General features: G+C 51.0%; 15 protein-coding genes. 8 read left to right on the top strand and 7 right to left on the bottom strand.

Translation table 11 applies throughout. The features are described from left to right. Nucleotides 1–2: 2 nt before the first annotated feature. Nucleotides 3–4034 carry a hypothetical protein gene (locus tag AC5JMP_RS09035; protein ID WP_495851122.1) on the top strand — a complete coding sequence of 1344 codons (4032 nt, stop codon included), beginning with the start codon at nucleotides 3–5 and terminating at the stop codon, nucleotides 4032–4034. Between the two features lie 383 nt (nucleotides 4035–4417). Further along, nucleotides 4418–5413 (top strand): GntR family transcriptional regulator, encoded by a 996-nt coding sequence (locus AC5JMP_RS09030; protein WP_495851121.1) that lies wholly within the window; start codon nucleotides 4418–4420, stop codon nucleotides 5411–5413. A gap of 3 nt (nucleotides 5414–5416) precedes the next feature. Here AC5JMP_RS09030 and AC5JMP_RS09025 read toward each other — a convergent pair whose 3' ends face one another. From AC5JMP_RS09025 to tig, 4 genes are all read right to left on the bottom strand, one after another. Continuing rightward, on the bottom strand, nucleotides 5417–6295 hold the full coding sequence (locus AC5JMP_RS09025) for an alpha/beta fold hydrolase (RefSeq protein ID WP_495851120.1): 879 nt from the start codon (nucleotides 6293–6295) through the stop codon (nucleotides 5417–5419). 17 nt (nucleotides 6296–6312) lie between these two features. After that, complete coding sequence (clpX, locus tag AC5JMP_RS09020) at nucleotides 6313–7650, bottom strand: ATP-dependent protease ATP-binding subunit ClpX (RefSeq protein WP_495851119.1); 1338 nt, start codon at nucleotides 7648–7650, stop codon at nucleotides 6313–6315. 9 nt (nucleotides 7651–7659) lie between these two features. Next, nucleotides 7660–8382, bottom strand: a complete 723-nt coding sequence (gene clpP / locus AC5JMP_RS09015; protein ID WP_495851118.1) for an ATP-dependent Clp endopeptidase proteolytic subunit ClpP — start codon at nucleotides 8380–8382, stop codon at nucleotides 7660–7662. Between the two features lie 291 nt (nucleotides 8383–8673). Further along, nucleotides 8674–10275, bottom strand: coding sequence for a trigger factor (tig, locus tag AC5JMP_RS09010; RefSeq protein WP_495851117.1), 1602 nt, complete (start codon nucleotides 10273–10275; stop codon nucleotides 8674–8676). Between the two features lie 371 nt (nucleotides 10276–10646). On the opposite strand from tig, the gene AC5JMP_RS09005 reads away from it, so the two are divergent. The 4 genes from AC5JMP_RS09005 (at nucleotide 10647) to AC5JMP_RS08990 (ending at nucleotide 15555) form a co-directional block, all read left to right on the top strand. Further along, nucleotides 10647–11693: an aspartate-semialdehyde dehydrogenase gene (locus tag AC5JMP_RS09005; RefSeq protein ID WP_495851116.1), complete on the top strand. Its 1047-nt coding sequence runs from the start codon at nucleotides 10647–10649 to the stop codon at nucleotides 11691–11693. Nucleotides 11694–11819: 126 nt separating this feature from the next. After that, nucleotides 11820–12713, top strand: coding sequence for a 4-hydroxy-tetrahydrodipicolinate synthase (gene dapA, locus AC5JMP_RS09000; protein WP_495851115.1), 894 nt, complete (start codon nucleotides 11820–11822; stop codon nucleotides 12711–12713). 295 nt (nucleotides 12714–13008) lie between these two features. Further along, on the top strand, nucleotides 13009–14778 hold the full coding sequence (locus AC5JMP_RS08995) for a ribonuclease J (protein ID WP_495851379.1): 1770 nt from the start codon (nucleotides 13009–13011) through the stop codon (nucleotides 14776–14778). 387 nt (nucleotides 14779–15165) lie between these two features. After that, a complete protein-coding gene (locus AC5JMP_RS08990) occupies nucleotides 15166–15555 on the top strand; it encodes a Mo-dependent nitrogenase C-terminal domain-containing protein (protein WP_495851114.1) in 390 nt (129 codons plus the stop codon). Between the two features lie 204 nt (nucleotides 15556–15759). Here the strand turns inward: AC5JMP_RS08990 and AC5JMP_RS08985 are convergent, their stop codons facing one another. After that, nucleotides 15760–17214: a DUF5009 domain-containing protein gene (locus AC5JMP_RS08985; RefSeq protein ID WP_495851113.1), complete on the bottom strand. Its 1455-nt coding sequence runs from the start codon at nucleotides 17212–17214 to the stop codon at nucleotides 15760–15762. A 123-nt stretch (nucleotides 17215–17337) separates the two neighbouring features. Next, nucleotides 17338–18240: a polysaccharide deacetylase family protein gene (locus AC5JMP_RS08980; RefSeq protein ID WP_495851112.1), complete on the bottom strand. Its 903-nt coding sequence runs from the start codon at nucleotides 18238–18240 to the stop codon at nucleotides 17338–17340. A 121-nt stretch (nucleotides 18241–18361) separates the two neighbouring features. On the opposite strand from AC5JMP_RS08980, the gene AC5JMP_RS08975 reads away from it, so the two are divergent. Beyond that, nucleotides 18362–19666 carry an ATP-binding protein gene (locus AC5JMP_RS08975; RefSeq protein WP_495851111.1) on the top strand — a complete coding sequence of 435 codons (1305 nt, stop codon included), beginning with the start codon at nucleotides 18362–18364 and terminating at the stop codon, nucleotides 19664–19666. Here AC5JMP_RS08975 and AC5JMP_RS08970 read toward each other — a convergent pair. Beyond that, entirely contained in the window at nucleotides 19663–20385 is a 723-nt protein-coding gene (locus AC5JMP_RS08970) for a hypothetical protein (RefSeq protein ID WP_495851110.1), read from the bottom strand. The genes AC5JMP_RS08975 and AC5JMP_RS08970 overlap by 4 nt on opposite strands. 373 nt (nucleotides 20386–20758) lie before the next feature. On the opposite strand from AC5JMP_RS08970, the gene AC5JMP_RS08965 reads away from it, so the two are divergent. Beyond that, nucleotides 20759–21712 (top strand): OmpA family protein, encoded by a 954-nt coding sequence (locus tag AC5JMP_RS08965; RefSeq protein WP_495851109.1) that lies wholly within the window; start codon nucleotides 20759–20761, stop codon nucleotides 21710–21712. Nucleotides 21713–21725: the final 13 nt, after the last annotated feature.

The raw sequence follows: 21725 nt of genomic DNA, 5'->3' as shown, positions 1-21725 counted from the left end.
CTATGGCTTCCTTACGCGATCGCTCCGCCATTCTTCGGCTGACTCCAGAGCAATTGAGCCGTTCTGAGTTGCTGGTGGGATTGGACTCGTGGATGCGCCTTTCTCTGCTATCTGACATACAGGTTGTGGAGTTTTGCCAAAAGTACCTGACTTGTCCGGTGCCAGCTTATCCAGTCGCGATCGCGGAGCCTATTGCCGAGAGGAACCTTGCCGCTTCTGCAATGGCTTTGGAGCCTGTCGCCGCTTCTACAGATTTTGCCGATGCTCTCCAACGTCCTGACTCTTCGCCCCCTCCTGTCCTAGCCTCATCTCCTCGCCCTCCCAGCCGCTTCACCCGATCGCTCCGATCCTTTATGGCAGAGGTCAGCATTATCTGGCTGCTGATTCTGGGCGTGTTTATGGTGGTCGTTTCTTCAGGCGTTTTGGCGGCGACTCAGTGGCAGAACTTTTCGGCGATCGGACAGTATGGCATTTTGTTTGCCTACACGATCGCCTTTGCGCTAGCGAGTTTCTGGACAGCCCGACAGACCCGCTTGCGCCTCACGTCACGGATGTTGCAGCTTGCCACGCTGCTAATTATTCCCGTCAACTTTTGGATGATGGATGGCTTGAGGGTGGGGGCGAGTTTTGTTGGAGTGGTGGTTTGTGCGATCGCTGCTCTGAGCTTGACTGCCATTCTGCTACGGCTTTTGCATCCGCGCCTGGGGCTGACTTCCGGCGATCGCTTTCGGCTGATTGCGGTCAACAGCATTGGTTTAAGCTGGCTGCACTGGGGCTGGGGCTGGGAAAGCGTGCCGCTAATTGCCACCTATCTTGGCACGGTGGGAACAGCCGTTTTGCTGTGGAAACAGTCTCAGCTTCATCAGTCTCACCCTAAGCAGTTTCAGCCTAATCAGTCTCAGCACGCAGAGGCAGGAGGCTTAGAAACAGGAGAGACAAAGGCAGGAGGCGCAGAGCTGGGAAGCGCCCCGGATGTACCGCCTAAAAATGGGTCTGCTCAAGACTCTCCTTTACCCAACGTCGTCATTATTCTGGCGGTGCTACTGCTGATTGGTCGGGCTATCTTGGCGGCGCAGGTTCCTGTTGATCAGCTTGGGTTGGCGCTGAGCATTTGTGGCTGGGTGCTGGGCTGGCTGAACCGTCGAGAGCAGATGCAGATCTGGCGCTGGGTAGGAAGTGGGCTGTTGTTGCTGGGCTGGCTTGTGTCTATCTCTGCTGAGCCGCCTTGGCAAGCGATCGCCATTAGCGGCTTGATTCTGTGGCTGCTGATCGATGGGATGCAGTCTCAGCTTATGCAGTCTCGATCGAGCTTATTTACGGTAGCGGCAATCTTTGGGGTGGGGTTACAGACCTATGTTTTGCTGTGGCGCATGGTGCCGGAAGGCTTGCGACAGCAGATTGTCGAATGGGCAATTCAGACGGGGGGCGATCGCGGGATGCCAGATGCTCTAGTGGGAGTGGGTGGGTTTCCTTACATTCTGCTGACCTTGGGTGCAGCAGTCTGGCTACGGCGAAGATCAGTTTCAAACGAGATTTCAGGCGCAAGTTTAGCGTCAAGTTTAGCGTCAGGCTTCTCTCGATCGTCTCGTCAGGTAGAGGCTTTAGCGCTGATTTTGGGGCTGGGTCTAACGCTGATGAGCTGGGAGAATCTGCTGTTGCGATCGCTCAACCTGACGCTTTCTGCCCTAACGCTGTTTTTCGCCTGTCGCAAGCGGCGATCGCCTTTGCCTATTTTGTATCTCACTCACATCATCGCTTTGGTGGGAGTTCTCTGCTGGATTAAGCTGCTGTTCCCCGGACTGAGTGATCTAGCCAATGCCAGGATTTTGCTGGTGGGCATGGCGATCGAGTGGTTTTTGAGTCAGGGAACTAGCCGCTGGCAGCGTAGCGCTTGGCATCTGGGGCTTGTTTTGGCAGGATGGGGCTATTTTGCCCTATTCCTGAGCGCGAGTTCGGCTTACGAAAATCTGGTCGGCTTGCTGATTCCGATTGGATTGACGGGACTATCGTATTCCAGCCGTTCTCCCAACAGACGATTTGCCGCATGGTTGAGCGCGGCAATGCTAATCGCTCAACTGCTCTTGCTGAATGTATTGAACGCTTGGCTGATTAGCCTGGGTGTGGCAACAGTTTTGATGCTGCTTAATACCCGCCTTTTGCGCCGCCGATTTGCCGCTTTCTTAACGGTTGGGTTTGCCCTGAGTTTCGAGGGGGTGGCGATCGCTCTACAGGATCAGTTCACGGACATAGTTTCCTTGAATCTTTTGGCTGCAAATCTTTGGCTGCTCTGGCTGCTGCGAGACGGGCTGTTGCGGGGCAGATTGCCGTCACAAGACGAACTACAACGCCAGTCAGAGCAACCGATCTTGCTGGAACTTTATGCTTTTGCGGTCAATATTTGGGCGATCGTCCTCTGTATTCTCACTCTGTTAGTGCTGACTGTCCTTTGCCTATTTGAGCCAACTTGGAGCGTCGCGACAGCTGCCGGATTAACGATTGGAGCGATCGCCTATCGCATTTGGCAGCAGCCGACTAACCTCGGTTTCTGCGGCATGGCTTGGGGAACTGAGATCCTGGTGATCGCCCTAGTTCAGCTCAGTCAGGGCGGCATTACGGAAATGGCGATCGTCACTCTGGGTTTAGGGTTACTGACCCAGCTTGCTGGAGATATTTGGGTGAGACGTTCTAGTCAGCCCTACCGCTTTAGCTGGCATCTGATTCCGTTGGGCTATGCGGGCTTAGGCTGGCTGATGGGACACACCAGTTTCGCAGCAACCACAGGGCTATATACTCTGGCGACCGCGTTGATTGGCATAGGGGTGGGACGGCGATCGCTTCGCCTCAAGCCCTTCTCAGTTCTGTCCATTCTGCTGATCTCTGTAGCCGCCTACGAACTGCTGATCTATCAGCTCCTTCAGGCTAAAGGAGGCAGCACAGGCGATGGGGTGATCCTGCTTGCCGGACTAGCCGCCTTCATCGCGATCGCTAATCGGCTGTTATCGCGCTGGCTGGTCCCCTACCTGCGCCTTACCTCCGCCGAACTTCAGAGTATTGCCCATCTGCATTGGGCGATCGGCAGCGGTTTAGCTCTGCTTGCCATCCCCTTTAGCCTCAGTAACCAGGGCGCTGTTTTAGGGTTGGGCACAGTGGGTGCGCTTTCGGGCTATGCCTTAGCCATGGGTAGAGGCACTCCGGCTTCAGAAAGCTCGACAGCCCAAGGCTGGACATATGCCGGAATCTGGGAAGCGATCGCGGCTCTCGGCTATATGTTCTATCGCTGGGTTCCAGAGTGGGCGGGCTGGACAGGGGCGATCGCCTCTCTCCTAGCGATCGGGCTGTACTGCTTGCCCTGGCAGCGAGGGGGTTGGTCGGTGCGCCCGTGGAAAAACACTGCCGTCATCCTTCCAGGCATAGCGATTCTCTTGACGATCGGGACTATCACCCTTCAAAGCCTGCTGATTACGGCTGCTTTCTATGCTTGGTTAGCTCAAGCTACGCGCCGAATTCGCCTCAGCTATCTCAGTCTTTTGCTGTTCGACTGGGCAATTTTGCGCTACCTAAATCAGCAAGACTGGCTGACCTTACTAGGATTCAGCCTTGTTTTCGGTGGTTCACTGCTGTACATTGCCCAAGTCGATCCAGCTTTGCAAAGCGCTTCGGCAAGGCAGCAACGACACTGGATGCGATCGATCGCCACCGGACTCATTAGCCTTACAGCCTATTACCAAGCCGAGATTGAAACGGGTGCCGCCTGGGTCATGGGTGGCTTGGCGCTGGGGCTAGGGTTGGGATTAGTATTCCTGGGAATCATTCTGCGAGTGCGGGCATTTCTCTATATTGGTACTGCTGCCTTCATGCTGCGTATTTTGCGGTTGCTCTGGCTCTTCATCTACACCTATTCGGCGCTGCTTTGGGCATCAGGGATTGTCCTAGGATTACTGCTCATCTGGACAGCCGCAACATTTGAGGCGAGACGGAGCCAAATGAACGCGCTGTTGCAGTATTGGATGAGCGAATTAGCAAGCTGGGAATAGAAGCGATCGCTGGTTTGAAATTAGCGGTGAAAACTATTTCTGGAAATCGTCTGGAAAGCGATCGCTGGGTCAAGTCTTGCCTGTAAACATGGCGGTTAGAACGGGGACAGTTAGGGTGGGGCGGAAACGCCCCACCCTAACTGTCCAAGCAAACTGGTGACAGCTATAAAATCATTGACGCAGCCGTTGCCAGAAAATTGGGTAGATTGGCGATCGCGATTCAGTAGGCATACTCAATTGGCATACAAAGCGTGAAATAATCAATGGTTCAGTCCTTCCTTCAGTAGAATTGCAGTAGCTTGATACAGATTAAGCCCTGCCCTGATTGCCGTTATCTGTAAAAATCTGGCTTAGCTAAACGCCAGAGCGTCGTGGAGGCTTCGATGGTTCGGTTTCATATTCAACCGGATAGCGATATCCCTGCATCTTCTCAGCTTTATAGTCAAATTCGCTTTGCGATCGCCTCTCGTCAATATCCGCCCGGTCATCGGTTGCCCAGCACGCGACAGCTGGCAATGGAAACTGGGCTGCATCGCAACACCATCAGCAAAGTTTATCGCCAGCTTGAAGAAGATGGCATTGTGGATGCTCAGGCGGGTTCGGGTATCTATGTGCGGGCGCAGGGCGACGAGGGCGGGAATGCTAAGGGACGATCGCCTTCCCCCATCATGGATCAGCACCCCGAAGCCCATAAGCTGGTGCAGCGCAGTCTAGATGAGCTATTGGGGCAAGGCTGTTCTCTTACCCAAGCACGAGAGCTGTTTTTGGCAGAAATTGATTGGCGGCTGCGGTGCAGTGCCCGTGTGCTAGTGACGGTGCCCACTCAAGATATCGGCGTGGGTGAGCTGATGGTGCAGGAATTGGAGCAGGCGCTCAATATCCCAGTGCAGCTCGTGCCCATGGAAGAACTGGCTCAGGTGCTGGATCAAGCGCGATCGGGTACGGTTGTCACCAGCCGCTACTTCATTGGAGAAGCGGAGGCGATCGCCTCTCCCAAATCCGTGCGCGTCATCCCAATCGATATCTATGACTATGCCCAAGAGATTCAAAAGCTGCTGAAGCTGCCCAAAGATAGCTGCTTAGGGCTAGTCAGCCTCAGTCCCGGAATTTTGCGGGCTTCGGAGGTAATTGTTTACAGCCTGCGGGGTGAAAGCCTACTGATTATGACGGCACAGGCTAACGACACCTATCGTCTGAATGCGATCGTGCGAAGTGCCCAGACTGTCTTTAGCTTTGATCAGGCAAGCTGTAGCGCGGTCAAGGCGGCAGTCAGCGTTGCCAGAGATGATCTGATTCGTGCCCCAAATCTCATCTGCTGCGACAACTATATTGGCGCAAAGTCAATCAGCCTCCTCAAACGAGAGCTGGGACTAGAGTAAGCTTTAGCCGATCGCCTGGGGCAGACGCAAGAACTGCCGTAGTTCTTGGAGGTAGGTTTCTGTATCCTCCAGCATGGGAAAATGCGCTGTGTTGCTCATCACCACCTGCTGAATGCGATCGTTTAACCCAGCTGCGCGTCTACCCAGCTCTGCTGGGATAATCTGGTCGTATTCCCCAGAGATCAGCAGCGTCGGGACAGGCAGCTGAGCGAATTCTTGGGGCATTTCCTCGGCAGCTCTTTGGCTAACCGCCGTGTAGACAGTGCCCAGAGCGGCCTCGTAGTCTGCGGCGACAAAATCTTCAAGGAAGGCTTTTCGAGCTGCTCCCGGTATGGGACGACGCAAGAACCGCGTCATGAACATCCGGTCAGCCCCTGGAACTTTGGTCATCCAGCCTGGACGAAAGCCCACCACATATTTGCTGGCCTGATGAAAAAGCTTGAACGATCGCGCCTCATATTCAAAAATGCCGCTGCACGTCAGAATCACCTGCTCAACCCGTTCAGGATAGCGATTGACAAACAGGACGGCGATCGAGGCTCCGGTAGAGTGGGCGTTAAGATAAATCCGTTTCAGGTTTAGGGCTTCTAGCAGCAGCGCCAAATCATCGGCGTAGCCCTCTAGCTCATAGCCCAAAGCCTCTACTTCTGCCGGAATCGGTCGGGGGAGGAGCGATCGCCCAAACCCCCGCAGATCGTACAGCAAACAGTCAAACTGATCAGTTAGCGCCCGTGCCGTGGTTTCCCAATAGCGTGTAGAACCTGCCCATCCGTGAATAAATACCAAGGTGGGCTTGTCTGAAAGCGGGTTTCTATCTAGAGAATTGTCGGCGGTAATCCATTCGTAGTAGTGATCAACACCGCGCACACTGATGTAAGGCATTTTGGGGAATGTCGGAGTTAGGCAGATTCGGGTTTCGGCAGTGAAGAAGGGTGAACCAACAGCTCAGCCGTCGATCGCTTCTCTACCATCTCACGGGTAATCGCACAGCGCGTTACATCCTTGCGGGAAGGCAGCTCATACATCACGTCTAGCATTAGCTCTTCCACAATGCTACGCAGCGCTCTGGCTCCCGTTTTGCGACGGTAAGCCTCTTTAGCGATCGCCCGTACCGCATCCGGCTTAAACTCTAGCTGCACGTTATCCATTCGCATCAGCTTCTGGTATTGCTTCACCAGAGCATTACGAGGTTCCGTCAGAATTTCTGAAAGCGCATCCTCATCTAGCGGATCGACGACCGCCATCACAGGCACCCGACCAATGAACTCTGGAATCATGCCAAACTTCACTAAATCGTCTGGCTCCATGTGCTTTAACACATCCGCCGCCCGTTTTTCCTTAGGCTGCCCCTCTCCTGGCTGTACAAAGCCGATCGATTTCTTGCCTAGCCGCTGCTCGACTGCCTTGTCCAGCCCCACAAATGCCCCACCGCAAATAAACAGGATATTGCTGGTGTCAATCTGGATGCAGTCTTGATAGGGATGCTTGCGTCCTCCCTGGGGAGGCACATTGGCGATCGTTCCCTCCAGCATTTTTAGCAAAGCCTGTTGAACGCCCTCGCCTGAGACATCTCGCGTAATTGAAGGATTCTCGCTCTTGCGGGCAATTTTGTCGATCTCGTCAATGTAGATAATGCCGCGCTGAGCCACTTCCACATCCAGATCGGCGACCTGTAATAGCCGCAGCAGGATGTTTTCCACATCTTCGCCCACATAGCCCGCCTCGGTTAGCGTCGTGGCATCGGCGACCGCAAAGGGTACATCTAGCATCTCTGCCAGGGTTTGCGCCAGCAGCGTCTTACCACAGCCTGTAGGCCCGATCAACAGAATATTGGACTTTTGCAGCTCCACCGTATCTTCTTGCTTTGCGGCTCCCTTGCTCTGAATAAAGCTCAGCCGCTTGTAGTGGTTGTAAACCGCAACAGAAAGCACCTTCTTTGCCTCATCCTGACCAATCACGTTCTCATCCAAATGCTTCTTGATTTCCCTTGGCTTGGGAATCTGATTCATGGAGAGACTGGGCGATCGCACCGGGCGTTTGTCTGAATGATTGTCACGTCGAGCCGAGGGCTGAGGCACCGTTGCGCTAGAGTCAAACAACTCCTCATCCAAGATTTCATTGCAGAGGTCAACGCATTCGTCACAGATATAGACACCAGGCCCCGCAATTAGCTTGCGAACTTGCTCCTGCGACTTACCACAGAATGAACATTTGAGATGGGAGTCATACTTAGACATATTCGCCCCTCACTTGACTGCGGTAATGGACTCTCCGGGCATGGGCAGGTTGTGGCGAACAACGACCTGGTCAATCAACCCGTAGTTTTTCGCTTCTTCTGCGGACATGAAAAAATCGCGTTCGGTATCAGCCTCAATTTTCTCAAACGGCTGTCCTGTATGATAAGCCAACAATTCGTTTAGCGTTCGTTTAAGATACAGAATTTCTTTTGCCTGAATCTCAATATCTACCGCCTGGCCCTGCGCCCCACCTGAAGGCTGATGGATCATGATGCGCGAACTGGGCAAAGACAACCGCTTTCCGGCTGCACCTGCTGCCAGCAGGAATGCGCCCATGCTAGCCGCCAGACCGTAGCAAATAGTAACGATGTCAGGACGAACTTGCTGCATCGTGTCGTAAATTGCTAGACCTGCCGTTACCGAACCGCCTGGAGAGTTGATGTAGAGCTGAATATCGCGCTCTGGATCTTCCGCATCTAGGAACAGAAGCTGGGCAATAATCGAGTCTGCTACGGTGTCATCGACAGGTGTTCCTAAAAAGACGATGCGCTCCCGCAGCAGTCGAGAGTAGATATCAAATGCCCGATCTCCTCTGCCAGATTGCTCGACCACCATCGGCACAACGGCTTCAGCCCCTCGCGAGGTGGACTGAGCTAGCACCCGATCGGATAAAGACCGCTCTGAAGGTCTGAAATCAGAGAAGGGGAATTGAGAAGACTGAGAATTTGCCATAAATTAGGAGAAAAATAAACTCCAAATAAGCGGATCTATTTGACCATTATGCCTCAACTGCACAGGCACTAGGGGAATCCAGAAAAATCCCCCGATTAAGAGCATTCCTTTAAGAAACCCACCTTACAGCAATTTTCAACTGCACAAACCACAGTTATTTTTGTAGAAGCCTCGCTCCGCGAGGCTTCTACAAAAATAAGCCATATTTAACCAAGCGCAAAGCGCTGTAAGGAGTGAACTGTCTGTGAAATCAAGGCAATGGAATCAGGCAGTCACACCTCAAAGGACAGGTTAGGACTTTGCTGACTTACCTTTCGGTTTTCCAGAAGGGGGATTTTCTAGAGGCTCAGTTGACTCAACTGCTGTAGATTGAGGCTCAACTTCAGCCTCAGCTCCAGCCTTAGCCTCAGCCTCAGCTTCAACTGTCTCGATCGCTTCTGCAGGAACCTCTACAATTGCCTCAGCACTCACATCAAGGGTTGCTTCTGCTGCATCGATCTCCAAAACTTCGTCGATCGCTAGCTCATCTACCGTTTCATCAGCCGCAGGCTTCAGGCTGCCTTCAGGCACAAGCTCGATGTTTGCCTCTGCTTCAAGCCAGTCGAGAATCTTGTCTCGTAACAGATCATCTTCAATCGCTTGACGAAGGCGATCGACATCAATATCCTGGCGATCGGCTTCTGGCTGACTCGCCATTTCAGCCATGACTTCACTGACTTTCGCCGTCACCTCCTCAGGGGTAACTTGAATAGATTCCTGTTTGACAACCTCTCCTAGAGCCAATGTCCGCTGAAGGCGCAGAATGGCTTCGGGTCTTGCCTGTTCGCGCAACATCGACACAATCTGATCGGTGAAGGTTTTGCGAATATCTAGCCCCTGCTGACTCAGGCGCATGGCGGTCTGGGTAATGGAGTAATCTACCTCTTGTTTAACCAGCGTTTCCGGCAGATCAACCTCCAGGTATTTGACCAGCTCATTTAGCAGAGCCTCTTGTTTATTGCTCTTAGTCTTAGCTGCTGCTTCGTCCTGATAGCGCTTCTCCAAAGATTCTCGCAGTTCTGCCAAAGTCTCAAATTCGCTGACATCTTGGGCAAAGTCGTCATCTAGCTCAGGCAGCTCACGCGCTTTCAAGTCTTTCAGCGTAATCGTGAAAACTGCGGGCTTACCTGCCAAATCTTCCTGGGCATAAGGGTCGGGAAATGTGACGGCAATATCCTTGGTTTCACCCAGAGCCATGCCAATGATGCCCTCAATGAAGCCTGGAATGAAGCCGCCTTCCACCAGTTCGATTTCAAAATCTTGGGCGCTGCCCCCCGGAATTTCGGCGGGTTCTGTCTCGCCTTCAGCTGTCTCTGCCAAGCGTCCGGCAAAATCCACCGTTGCCATATCGTTTTCCTCAGCTGGACGTTCCACAGGCACTAAAGTAGACGATCGCTTCCGATAACCTTCCAGCACCTTATCTACCTGCTCTGGGTCATATTTCACTTCTTCAGCTTTAGCTTCCAGCCCTTTGTACTGGCTCAGCGTTGCATTGGGAGCCACATCAACTGCCGCCAAGAAAGTCAGTGCCGATCCAGGTTCAAACTGGACAACTAACTCGTCAAACGAAGAACGCAGCTGAGGAGTGCCGATCGCCTCAATTTTTTCCTGGTCTAGCGCTTGCTTAATCCCATCCTGAATCAGGTCTTCTACAGCTGTTGCCTTAATTCGCAGAGAGCCAAACCGTTGAATCAACACCTGACGGGGGACTTTGCCCTTCCGAAACCCAGGAATATCGGCAAATCGAGTCAGCTCCTTGAGGGCTTTTTCGTAGGCTTGCTTCGACATCTCAGAGGGGATCTCAATTTCTAGACCAATTTGGCTAGCGGGTAATTTTTCCTGGGTAACTTTCATCGCAATTCTCGTCGCAGGTTGTATTAGACTGCTAAGCAAACTATCCGGGTAGACCGCTGAATAGACATGGAGAAAACTCAGCTTTGCCGCAATTAGTTATGTTAGCCGATTCTGCCTCTAACGAAAGCTAGACCGCAGTAAATCTCATTAACTTCTCACCTCTGAGGGTTCAGCGCCCTATGTTTCGGAACGTGAAGGAGAGTAGAGCATGGTATAAGATAGGCTTGTAGGCATCCAAGGCTTTGTGAGCTAGCGGCGATCGCTCCATGCCAAGCTAGGCTCAAAGCTACTGGCAAGTTCAAGCAGCAATAAGTTAAGCAGCAACAAGAGAATAGTAGATATTGATATGAGACTGACTGGAGGAAATTAACTTGCCCCGACCTTACCGAGTTGCTATTCTGGGAGCGACGGGCGCTGTGGGTACTGAACTACTCAGCATCCTAGAGCAGCGCCGCTTTCCAATCGCAAACCTAAAGCTTTTGGCTTCTCCTCGCTCAGCCGGACAGCGGCTAAAATTTTCAGGCGAAGACCTAATCGTCGAAGCTTTGGACAATCGCGCCTTCGAAAATGTTGATCTGGTCTTGGCTTCGGCGGGTGGCTCTATTTCTAAGATCTGGGCGCCTAAGGCAGTTGAGGCGGGCGCAGTTGTCATTGACAACTCCAGCGCTTTTCGGATGGATGAACAGGTGCCGCTGGTGATTCCTGAAGTTAACCCAGAGGCAGCGATCGCCCATCAGGGCATTATTGCTAACCCCAACTGCACGACCATTCTGATGGCGGTTGCTATCTATCCACTCCATCAGGCTCAGCCGATTCGCCGAATTGTGGCTGCCACCTACCAATCAGCAAGCGGTGCAGGGGCGCGGGCAATGGAGGAAGTTAAGGTTCAGGCACTTGCCATTCTGCAAGGTCAGCAGCCCAAGACTGAGATCTTCCCCTATCCTCTGGCATTCAATCTTTTTCCCCACAACACCAAACTCAACGATTTGGGGTATTGTGAGGAAGAAATGAAAATGGTGAACGAAACGCGCAAGATTTTTGGAGTTCCTGGTCTGCGAATTACGCCCACCTGTATTCGGGTTCCCGTCTTGCGCGCCCATTCGGAAGCTATTAACCTAGAGTTTGATCAGCCGTTTAGCGCGGTTCAGGCGAGAGAGATTCTCAATCATGCACCCGGAGTTCAGGTAGTTGAAGATTGGGGAGCCAACTACTTTCCGATGCCGATCGACGCAACTGGCAAAGACGACGTGCTGGTTGGTCGTATCCGTCAAGACATTTCCAATCCCAATGGCTTAGAACTTTGGCTGAGTGGCGATCAAATTCGCAAGGGTGCTGCGCTCAACGCGGTTCAAATTGCTGAACTGCTAGCTAATCAGAGCTTAATCTACCCAACCCAGTCGGCTGTTGCGTCTACCTAGTTTTAGCCGGAGGGATGCAGCTAAAGAATTGCAGCCAGGAAATTATGACCGGATGTGCAGGGTAAAGATTTTTGACGTGAGTCTTTAGGACAGCGACCATCAGTGCAAGTGAGGAGTGAGTAGAGTGTGACGAGTTTTGGACGTGTTTCGACCGCTTTGGTCACGCCGTTTAATCAGGATGGTAGCGTCAACTACGATGTTGCCGAAAAGCTGGCGGTTCATTTAGTGGAGCATGGCACTGATACTTTGGTGGTGTGCGGCACAACGGGTGAATCGCCGACGCTGAGTTGGGATGAGGAATATCACCTGTTTCAGGTGGTGCAGGGGGCGATCGCCGGAAAAGCCAAGGTAATTGCCGGAGCCGGATCCAATTCAACTGACGAAGCAATTGCCGCCACTCAGAAAGCAAATAAGCTACAATTGGATGGAACGCTTCAAGTCGTTCCTTATTACAATAGACCTCCCCAAGCGGGTCTGTACAAGCATTTCCGGGCGATCGCCGAGGCAGCTCCTGAAATGCCTCTAATGCTTTATAACATTCCGGGGCGCACAGGTCAGAATCTACTGCCTGAAACGGTAGCCCGTTTAGCGGAGATTCCAAATATTGTTGCGATTAAAGAGGCTAGCGGTAATTTAGATCAGGTTAGTCAGGTTAAGTGCTTAACTCCTCCTGAATTTGATATTTACTCTGGAGATGACTCGTTGACGTTGCCAATGCTTGCCGTGGGGGCTTGCGGGGTGGTTAGCGTAGCGAGCCATCTGGTAGGTCAGCATTTGCAGCAGATGATCCAGGCTTTTGAGCAGGGGAAAGTGCAGAGTGCAACGCAAATTCACCTTCAGCTTTTCCCTTTGTTTAAGGTTTTGTTTGCTACGGCCAATCCTATCCCTCTGAAGGCGGCTTTGAGACTGCAAGGTTGGCAAGTGGGCTTGACTCGATTGCCACTTGAAGACGATTTAGGTAGCCTTGTCCCAGATCTTGAAGCTGTCATGGCAAATTTGGGATTACTAGAGGCAGCCTAGGCTGACCGATTGGCGCCTTTCTCGTCGAGCGCTTTTAGCAAGTACTGCTACGAATGCGGCGATCGCCTAACGCACAATTACAAGTTTCTAGACAACTAAATAGCTTTGTTTTCCCATGCTGTGCCTTAGACCGACAAGGCTGAGTTTTTGTAAAACCTCACCGAAGTTTTGTCTGCCCAGCATCGTCTTTTGTACCATTCACTAAATTCTTTTTAATCTATTGCTGCACTCCACTTCTCATCCTATTAGCCTCAAAAATAAAGTTTCTACACCTATTGCTGAAACAATGACACATATGAATCAAAACGGTTCTTCTAACGCTCTGAAAGTTATTCCCTTGGGCGGTCTGCACGAGATTGGCAAAAATACCTGCGTATTTGAATACAACGACGAAATTGTTCTTTTAGATGCAGGTCTTGCATTTCCAACAGACGGTATGCATGGGGTGAATATAGTTCTACCCGACATAACCTATCTGCGAGAAAATCGCCACAAAATCAAGGGCATGATTGTTACCCATGGTCATGAAGACCATATTGGCGGCATTGCCTTTCACCTAAAGCAATTTGATATTCCCGTCATTTACGGGCCTCGGTTGGCAATGGCGCTGCTGCAAGACAAGCTGGAGGAAGCAGGTGTTTCCGATCGCACTGAGCTACGCACGGTTCGCCCCCGCGACATGGTAAGAATTGGCTCCTCCTTCCTGGTGGAGTATATGCGCAACACTCATTCCATGGCGGACAGCTTCACGGTTGCTATTCATACTCCTGTTGGAGTGGTGATTCACACCGGTGACTTTAAGTTTGACCACACTCCAGTAGATGGCGAACATTTTGACTTTCAACGCTTGGCTGAGCATGGTGAGAAAGGTGTGCTTTGCCTAATTAGCGACTCAACCAATTCTGAAGTGCCAGGTTTTACTCCATCGGAGCGATCGGTTTTTCCTAATCTCGATCGCGTTTTTTCTCAGGCTGAGGGTCGGCTACTGGTGACGACGTTCGCGTCTTCAGTTCACCGCATCAATATGATTTTGGAACTCGCCAAGAAGCACAAACGCGCCGTATCGGTCATCGGTCGCTCGATGCTCAACTTGATTGCCCATGCTCGTAACTTGGGCTACATCAAATGTGAGGACGATCTGTTTGTGCCGCTGAATGTGGTTAACAAAATGCCTGACAGCAAGGTGTTAATCTTGACGACCGGATCGCAAGGTGAGCCAATGGCAGCCATGACCCGGATCGCCAATCAGGAGCATCGTCAAGTGAAAATTCGGGAGGGCGACACGGTTGTCTTCTCGGCAAACCCGATTCCTGGAAACACGATCGCTGTCGTCAATACCATTGATAAGCTGATGATTTTGGGAGCCAAAGTTGTCTACGGACGCGACAAAGGTATTCACGTTTCGGGTCATGGTGCTCAAGAAGACCAGAAGCTGATGCTGAGTTTGACCCGTCCTAAGTTTTTCCTGCCTGTGCATGGCGAGCATCGAATGCTGGTGAAGCATTCTGAGACGGCTCAGAGTATGGGCATTCCTGCCGAAAACATGGTGATCATCAACAATGGCGACGTGGTGGAGCTGACTCCAGAAAGCATAGCTGTGACTGGCAAGGTACCTTCTGGTATTGAGCTAGTAGATTCTTCTCGTTCAGGAGTTGTGATCGATCGCGTTCTCAAAGAACGGCAGCAGTTAGCTGAGGAAGGTATTGTGACGATCGCCGCTTCGGTGGGCTGGACGGGTGAACTGGTCGCTACTCCAGAGATTCACCTGCGTGGCGTTGCGGCTGCTATCGACAAAGCTAAGCTAGAAAAGACGGTTGATCAGACCATCAAGCACATGGTGAGCGATCGCTGGTCGGAAATCTCTCAAACGCTGAGCAATGGCGTAATTGACGTGAACTGGGTAAAGCTTCGCGCTGATGTTGAGGCTGAAATGCGCCGTCTGCTGCGACGCGAGCTGCAAAGCAATCCAACTTTGGTCTTTTTGCTGCAAACTCCGATCGAGCAGCCAGCCAATGTTACCCGACGGCAGCGATCGGGGGCTAAAGTGGCTTCTGTTGCCTCTTAGACTCACCTCATATAGCAACTGCCTTGGCGGTTGGGACAGGGACATTTATGCACCAAAAGTGTCCTAAGCAAACTGGTGATAGCTATGGTTGATAAAAACTGCCGTTCCCTTAGGGAACGGCAGTTTTTTGAGTGGAGTTCAAACCCGTAGATCCTCTGAGATGACTGACGTTTCTCTGGCGAAATTTGAGTAATCCTACAGGCTAAAAGCGATCGCGGCATTGGGCAAGATTACAAAGTCAGCGTACCTAATGTCTGCAAACGCGACCCAAACTTGAGGAAGCTTGCGAACTTTATTTTCGGTAATTGCGTCTCCTAGCTTGTAGATAATCTAGGAATTCCAATAGTTTTTGCTTCCTATGTACCGTATCCCGGAGTAGAGGAAAAGATGATGCCTGCATTTGAAAAACATGAAACGGCAGATAGCGCTTTTGTGAGCTGGGGGTGGATTAACCCACCTGATGCTGGCAACGATGCCGACGCAGCTGCTCATGCCGCTCCTCCAATGCCATCGCGATCGTTTGATCTTCTAAAGCCTATCCGGCAGCGCTTGGATAACATTAAAGTCCAAGATGCTGAATTCGCTAGATTCCTATGCAAGCGAATTCCTTCGCAATGTCCCTTCGAGCGCGATATTAAGCTTTTTGGCTACACAATTCTTCATATTCCACCTCTTTGCAAGCTCAACCCCCTCTACGACGAGGTTGTGGCACTGCGCTTCCGCGCCCTCTGCTATTTGGCAGATAGCTGTGGTGAGGATGTCACTGTCTACTGCTAGACCCTATATTTTTCATTGAATTTCATTTTCCAGCTCTCCTCCAAAAGTCAAAGTGCAGAATCCTAGGATTCTGCACTTTTTTTAATGAGTCACGCGATGTGCGCCTCTTTTTCCAAAGCTCTTGATCTACGTGGGGCAGGTCAAGATGCCTACCCAGATTCGGACGGGCAAGATGCTCATCCTACAAGACTTTCAGACCAAACACTATGTTTTCCAGAAGAACTTCTGGCGCGTACAGAAACTGGTGAAAAGGGCGATCGCCCCTGTGTAAGCAACTCCTTTCAAAACGCCCAAGATCGGCGTTCCAGTTTGGGCGATAATCCAATCTTCAAGCCCTAAAAGTTGCAGAATCGGCCAGAGTAAATTTGCAAAGGCAACATAGGCAATCATCGGATTTTGACCATTTTCAATGAGCAGTTTGAGAAACCGCTTTTGATTAAAACGCTCAATCAAAATGGTAGATATTATCAAGAGGAAAAAGGCGATCGCGATTGTCACAAAATAATAGCTATAGGTAGAGGGGTCTTTCTTGATACCCGCCTGAAAGGGTTCAAAACATAGTCCTAATGCCAACCAATAGACCCCCCACTGATAGAACTGCTTAATGATCTGCTCAGTCTCATGCTCTGTTTTTGTAAACAATAGGCTAATAGCTGCTGCCATAACGCCGCTGATCAGGGTCGTTTCTAATGTCCATCTTGCCTGTAATCCCACCAGCAACGTAATGCACAGCAGCAGCAGCGAACCTATGATTAAAATGAGCTGCGATCGACTCCAGGCTGTTGGAGCGGATTGAGGATGATCAGGCTCAAAGGCTTCAGTTAGAGCCGTTTCGTTCTGCGCCTTTTGGAGAATTAAATCTCCGGCGATCGTTCCGGGAATTACGATAAACAAATACTTGAGATAATAGAATTTAAAAATCCAGGGAGCTGGGGAAAATCTCCAGAGGTTTTGCACCCAACCTTCTGAGCCTGATGCAAATTGCAACGCCAATAAGATTACCAAGCAACCCAGTCGCAACATCCAATTTGAGCGGGTGAATAGCCAAAGAAGAGAGCCAAAAACCGCCATGTTTGCTAGCGATATCAGAATCGGATCACTGCGATCGAGCGAGAATCTCTCACCGTCATAGTCGAGCTGCGACAGCAGAACAAAGCAAGCTGCCCAACCTGTTAATGTGATCAGTCCTTGATATCGACTCAGCTTCCAGGAAGCAGGTAAACGACCGAGCATTAAACACAGCAAGGCAAACCCTATCATTGCCAAAATCCAGGTTTCGCGAGTAGGTTCTGCATCCATTACAGAAGGACGAAGGTGCTGTAAGATGATGGCGAATGCTCCTAAAATTGTCCCTCGCCTGAAAATTTGTAGAATAATTTTTGGCATTGACCAACCTTCAGCTATTCGTCGGGACAGCGCTAGGGGAATAGCTGCTCCCATAGCAAACAGGAAGACCGGAAATACCAGATCAACCCAGGTTAAACCCGGCAAAGTTTTATTGAAGACATGATTGGGAGGTGGCACTTGGGCGTGATACATCCAGGTGGGCAAAATTTCGTAGCGAATGGTTGCTGAAAATACCATTGCCAGAATTGCCAATCCTCTAAGAGCATCTAATGCGTTCGCGCGAGGCAAAGCGTTTGTATTTTTTAGGGTCACAGAATTTCCTCTTTCAGTCCCATAGCAAACTTTTCCTATGATATTTGAGGAGCAATGTTCAAGTAATGATTTTTTGTTGTGAAGCCAAAGCCTCTACAATAAAAAATATCATAGGCATTCAACTTATCTAGAGCAGGGTTGATCACGTTTAATTTCCATGGCTTGATCTACTACTTGAATGAGGCGATCGACTGATTTATTCCGATTTGTAGTCAGCCGAGAAATGCGATAGTGATCTTTTAACCAACAAAATCTTAGGATTCTACTGTTATAAAGATAGCCTGAATGATAGTACTTAGAGGCTACTGATGCTACATGATTGTTCATGCTGCCATAGGGATAAGCCAGATGAGCTGCGATCGCTTTTTCAGGCGCCAATCCTGCCATGCAGCTACGCAACTGAGTCTGAGCCTGCACTAATTCTTCTAACAGTTCGCGATCGCTAATCTTTGTCAGATTCTTGTGGTTTTGTCCATGGGATTGAATATCGTAATAGCCTTTTTCATATCCTGACTGCAAATCTTTGCAGCTTAGATAAAGGGTAGAAGGGTGATTGGGTTTAGCCAGCGTTCCTGGGTTAATGAACAGCACCATTTTCGCCTTGTGCCCGTACTGTTTTTCTAATCTCTCAAGAATTGGAATAACGTTGGTATATACCGTTTTATAACTATCATCAAAAGTCACCATGACAGGTTTTTGACTCTTGTGATCTGCGGGAATAGACTGCGACTTTTCTATAAAAAAATCCTGCATTTCCTGAGCCGAAAGAAACCAATAATGACTGCGGACTAAATACTCTAGAAGCTTCTCTAAATCCTGCATTGGATAGGTCATGCGTTGAGCCGTTGGATTCAGAATGGCTCCCAAAGCAGGATGTGTTAAATCGATAATGCCATGAAATCCAATAATAGGAATTCTGGGCGTGACCCAGTAGGAAAACAGCAGCATCAGAAGCAGAAAACTGCTAATAAATAGAACGATCGCTACGGTCAGAGATAATTTTCTTCTTCTCTGATGTCTGTGCATAGGCAGCATATATGCCTCACGTTTGTCAACACTCCATAGACCGTTGCGCTTCAAGTTATGGTGTCACGGTCAGCTTGAATATTATCGCAAGCTAGAGAAAACGCAGAAGAGTATTAAGCCAATGACAATCCCCATTTCCGATGTCCAGACACTACGACGTCAAACAGCCTCACTTTTGCTTTACCAATCTGTTCTAGAAAATGACGTAGGCAAAGCCTTTCTAAATTTGCTGCAAGCTTTATTAGAACCCCATTCGGCAGAATCTAATGACCGGGCAGTTCTCTGTTTATGTGCCTATGGACATTGGTTTAATCTGATGGCTTCAAGCAACATAACCTGGCAGGCGTATCTGATTTCTAAGGTGCTGGAAGCGGATAACCCTTTTAGTCGGCAGGTACAGCAGGCTGAATGTGGCGCTCTTCCAGAGGCATTACTGGCAGCAGCACGACAAGATTTGCGATCGCTCCAAGCTCTCTACAGCTGCCATTGGCAGATGAGTCACTGGGTGCAAAGGGCGGCTGAGCTACCTGATGCTCCTATAGCTTGGGATTTGCCGCGTCCGTCTACCGCTGTCCTAGATACGAACCTGAGCGCAAAGTTTGCCGCCTCAGACGATTGGGCAACGCTACTGGAGCCTTTAGCTGCCCATTATCGTCAAGTCGGTACGGGCATATTTGCCGCCTTCCGCGCCTTTCGCTGGCAGTCAGAGCTTGTGGGCATTGCCTACCCTGACCCCATTCAGCTGCAAAACCTTACAGGATACGAATGGCAGAAAGCGGCTTTGACCAAAAATACGGAGGCTCTGCTGGCGGGCGCTCCAGCGCTGCATGTGTTGCTGTATGGCAGTCGCGGCACGGGCAAATCTTCTTTGGTCAAAAGTTTATTGGGGGAGTATGGCGATCGCGGTTTGCGGCTGATTGAAGTTACTAAAACCGACCTACAGGATTTGCCTACTATTGCCGATCGCCTCCGTACCGTACCCCAGAAATTTATTCTGTTTGTGGATGATTTGTCTTTTGAGGAAGATGAGGATGCCTTCAAAGCCCTCAAGGTTGTTTTAGAGGGCAACCTAACGGCGCGTCCGCAGAACGTTGTCGTCTATGCTACCTCTAACCGTCGCCACCTGATCCGCGAGTTTTTTGGCGATCGTCCTGCGCCAAGAGACGCTGACGAAATTCACGCCTGGGACACGATTCAGGAGAAGCTGTCCTTTAGCGATCGCTTTGGCTTGACCCTGACCTTTGAGCCAGCCGACCAGACAACCTACCTCGATATCGTGCGGCACTTGGCTCAGCAGAGCGCAATCGCCCTTGCGCCTGAAGAGCTAGACCAGCGGGCGCTGCAATGGGCAACGCGCCACAACGGGCGATCGGGACGCACTGCCAGACAGTTTATTGATTTCTTGCAGGCAGAGCTACGACCCTAATCACGACAACGTTTGCCAGTCTCTGGTCCTGCCCAGACGCTGTTAACCATTCGCCCAAAGGTTACAGGGCGATCGTCTGTCACTGCGATCGTCTGCCCTGTGGTATCGACGGCGTAAAGCGACCAATCCCGATCGCCCATCATCCCCGCCCGAAACAGAACGCGATCGGGATAGCACTGGCTCCAGCCCAGCAAAATGGCGTTGGTATACTGAATCTTGTTCGGCATAATCGTGTGTGCCCGATTCGATCGCTGCTCCCAAACCACGCCAAAATCTGAGGCAATATCGCTGCCTAAAAAAGACTCAAACTCACGAGCCAGAAGACGATCGCCCGTTTCTGACCAGGCAACCGGGATCAGGATGGCAATGATTCCTGACCGATCGACCTCTACTGGCTCTACACCATCTGCACTCAATGAATCCTCAGCAAACGGATTATCGGCAAACGGAGACGAAGCCGCGATGTTCTGCAAGCTGCCCGTCTGCAAATTCTCTAGGAAAAGGGTGCTGCTAATGCGGCTTTGGGTGAAGTCCCTAGCCAGCTTTATTTGAATGCGGCTATAGGCTGCATACCGACCGTCAGGTGACAGCAGCGACTGGCTGCGATAATGACGCACTTTGGGGAATGTCGATCGCTCCGACAGCATTGACATCACCCACTTCCAAGGAACGGGATGAGGACTACCCAATGGATCAAGTTGAAGAGGCTGAGAAATCATGGCAAGGGGATAAAAATGGGAGGACAAATCTGAAGCACGACCCACCCCACACAAACTTCGAGAAACTGTTCAAATGCTGTTCAAACAAAGGCGGAGACAGTTGCTAGAATCTTTTCACGTAGCCGATCGCTGCACCCCTGTATCGATGGCTATGGGCATAGACGCTCGACAGAGCTAAATTTAATGGCTGGCTAAATTTAATTTTTGAGAACGCAGCAGAGCTAAGCGGTAGATATGACCTAATGGTGTATCACAGAATTGAGCGATCGCCCCACTCATTTCAACCAACTTCGCTAATCTTAATTAAGGTAGTTAAGGGCGTATTTCAAATCTGTGGCAAGCTATCATGGCATGGCATCTGGAGGTAAGCTATATGACCCCATCCTTAACGCCCCAACCCTCAGTCTCTCAGCAAAAACCGCCTCGGTCTTCAGCAGGTTGGGGATTTTTGGTCTTCATTTTCAGGCTTTTGCTGCTGGGAGTCGGCGGCAGTTTTGCGGCTTTGTTGGGGGTAGCCATCGCCCAATTCTACCCGGCACCCAAAACTCAGGAGCCTCCCCTGGTCGAGAAAGTGATGCAAGGCTCGCGTGCGCTGTGGTCAGAGCTACAGCAAATACCCACAACGCTAGGTCTAACGCCGCCCAGCGCGATCGCCCCTTCGACTGCCAGCCCAATTCCCTCTACTCCTTCCCGTTCTGAAGTAGACAAGCAGCGGCTTCAAACCGAGCTAACTCAGATGCAGGAGGAATTGGCAAACTTGCGCGCTCGCCCTCAAATTGCAGAAGATCAAATTGCAGAAGATGAGCGGGCAAAACAGGCGTTAGTTCTTGAAGAACGCATTCGATCGCTTCAGCAACAGCTTGACCCGACTGGATTTGCCGTACCCATGGTGCCGCCCGCTGGAGGAGCTGCCGGAGGAGCAGGGCAAACGGGCATTCCACCCGCCACGACCAGAGTTTCGAGCAGAGATACGCTGATGGTGACGCTCCCCACAGACGCTTTATTCGATCGCGTCGGCGACCAGACGACCCTCCAGCCCAATTCACAAGCTATCCTAGACACTATCTTGACGGATTTACAGCGCTATCCCGGTGCCACCATCCGCGTGGCAGCTCATAGCGACAATCAAGGCTCTGAAGGGGGCGATCGTGCCCGTACGTTTGCGCAAGCAACTGTCGTTGAGCAATATCTCTCAAGCAAGCTGGGCGAGGATTATTACTGGACGGTTGCCGGATATGGGCACAGCAAGCCTCTCGTGGATGACGCAACTGAGGTGAGCCGCCAGCGCAACCGCCGCGTTGAAGTTGTGATTGAACCCCGTCGGTAGGGTCGGTGCTCAG

The organism is Drouetiella sp., assembly GCF_059504425.1.
The sequence above is the reverse complement of the archived record's forward strand: the minus strand, read 5'-3'. Positions and strand labels throughout refer to the sequence as shown.

Excerpts from the sequence above, each read along its gene's own strand:
- AC5JMP_RS09035 (WP_495851122.1), top strand. The coding sequence starts at position 3 with ATGGCTTCCTTACGCGATCGCTCCGCCATTCTTCGGCTGACTCCAGAG.
- clpP (WP_495851118.1), bottom strand. The coding sequence starts at position 8,382 with ATGGCAAATTCTCAGTCTTCTCAATTCCCCTTCTCTGATTTCAGACCT.
- AC5JMP_RS08990 (WP_495851114.1), top strand. The coding sequence starts at position 15,166 with ATGATGCCTGCATTTGAAAAACATGAAACGGCAGATAGCGCTTTTGTG.
- AC5JMP_RS08980 (WP_495851112.1), bottom strand. The coding sequence starts at position 18,240 with ATGCACAGACATCAGAGAAGAAGAAAATTATCTCTGACCGTAGCGATC.
- AC5JMP_RS08965 (WP_495851109.1), top strand. The coding sequence starts at position 20,759 with ATGACCCCATCCTTAACGCCCCAACCCTCAGTCTCTCAGCAAAAACCG.
- AC5JMP_RS08995 (WP_495851379.1), top strand. The coding sequence starts at position 13,009 with ATGAATCAAAACGGTTCTTCTAACGCTCTGAAAGTTATTCCCTTGGGC.
- AC5JMP_RS09025 (WP_495851120.1), bottom strand. The coding sequence starts at position 6,295 with ATGCCTTACATCAGTGTGCGCGGTGTTGATCACTACTACGAATGGATT.
- tig (WP_495851117.1), bottom strand. The coding sequence starts at position 10,275 with ATGAAAGTTACCCAGGAAAAATTACCCGCTAGCCAAATTGGTCTAGAA.
- AC5JMP_RS08975 (WP_495851111.1), top strand. The coding sequence starts at position 18,362 with ATGACAATCCCCATTTCCGATGTCCAGACACTACGACGTCAAACAGCC.
- AC5JMP_RS08970 (WP_495851110.1), bottom strand. The coding sequence starts at position 20,385 with ATGATTTCTCAGCCTCTTCAACTTGATCCATTGGGTAGTCCTCATCCC.
- clpX (WP_495851119.1), bottom strand. The coding sequence starts at position 7,650 with ATGTCTAAGTATGACTCCCATCTCAAATGTTCATTCTGTGGTAAGTCG.
- AC5JMP_RS09030 (WP_495851121.1), top strand. The coding sequence starts at position 4,418 with ATGGTTCGGTTTCATATTCAACCGGATAGCGATATCCCTGCATCTTCT.